Below are 1,253 nucleotides of genomic sequence, written 5' to 3'. Positions count from 1 at the left end.
GGGTCTACTGACGCTGCCGTGGGTGGCCTGTAGCGCCTACGCGTGCGCACGCCGTGTTCTGCCTACGTTTCCGGCTGTTCAAAGCTGGCAACGAAGGAGAACGACGGCGTGCGCCTCAACAAGGTACTCAAAAGCGTGCTCGGTCTGGGCCGCGATGTGGTGATCACCGGCCGGGAACTGAGCGGCGAGGACGACCCCGACGTCCGTCCGAGCTTGCAGGTGCGGGTGCGGCTGCGCACAGCCCGGCGGGGCCGGTGTGGACGCTGCGGGGCCAAGGCAACCTGGTTCGACCACGGTGACGGGCTGCGTCGCTGGCGTCATCTCGACGTGGGTTATGCGACCTGCGAGCTGCTGGCCGAGGCGCCCCGGGTGAACTGCCCCGTCCACGGCCCCACCGTGGTGGCCTTCCCCTTCGCCCGCCACGACAGCTCGTTCACCGCCGCGCTGGAGGAGTTGGTGGTCCACGACGCGGTCGCGTCCAACAAGCAGGCAGCGGCCGACCGCTACGGGATCTCGTGGCGGGCGGTCAACAACGCCTGCGTGCGGCTGGCCACCGAGGCGCTCGGACGCACCGATCTGCTCGACGGGCTGGTGGCGGTCGCGATCGACGAGGTCAAGTACAAGAAGGGCCAGCGCTACTTGACCGTGGTGTGCGACCACGTCACTGGGAAGGTGGTGTGGGCCGCCAAGGGCCGCTCCAAGGCCACCGTCGCGAAGTTCTTCGCCGCGCTCGGCCCCGTACGGGCCGCAGCGCTGCAGTTCGTGTCCTGCGACGGAGCGGAGTGGATCCGTACCGTGGTCGCCGAACAGGCCCCCGACGCGATCGTGACCCTCGACACGTTCCACTTGGTGGGCTGGGCCACCGACGCGGTCGATGAGGTCCGCCGCGCCGAGTGGAACCTGCTGCGCAAGACCGGCGGCGCGACGGCGGCCAAGGAGTTCAAGGGGCTGCGGTGGCTGCTGCTACGCAACTGGGGCAACCTCACGAGCCGGCAGAAGGCCACGATCCGAGACCTGGAGAAGGCCAACCGCCGCATGTTCCGCGGCTGGCAGCTCAAGGAGGAACTCCGCGAACTTCTGCGGCTCCCACTGATCCAGGCGCGCGCAGCGCTGGACGAGTGGCTGTCCTGGGCCTCACGTTCCAAGCTCACCCCGTTCGTCAAGTTGGCGCGCACCATCCGCCGCTACCGGGCCTCGATCGAGGCCACCATCGAGTGGAAGCTGACCAACGGGATCGCCGAGTCCAACAACGC

Annotated in this window: 1 protein-coding gene; it reads left to right on the top strand. The window is 68.7% G+C overall.

Going from position 1 to position 1,253, the window contains the following annotated elements:
• Positions 1-108 precede the first annotated feature (108 nt).
• The coding region (locus tag WEB03_RS01770) for an ISL3 family transposase (RefSeq protein ID WP_368069255.1) at positions 109-1,253 on the top strand (1,145 nt) is incomplete at its 3' end.

Source organism: Nitriliruptor sp. (assembly GCF_040882075.1).
GTDB lineage: Bacteria > Actinomycetota > Nitriliruptoria > Nitriliruptorales > Nitriliruptoraceae > Nitriliruptor.
This window is presented reverse-complemented; position numbering and strand designations above follow the sequence as displayed.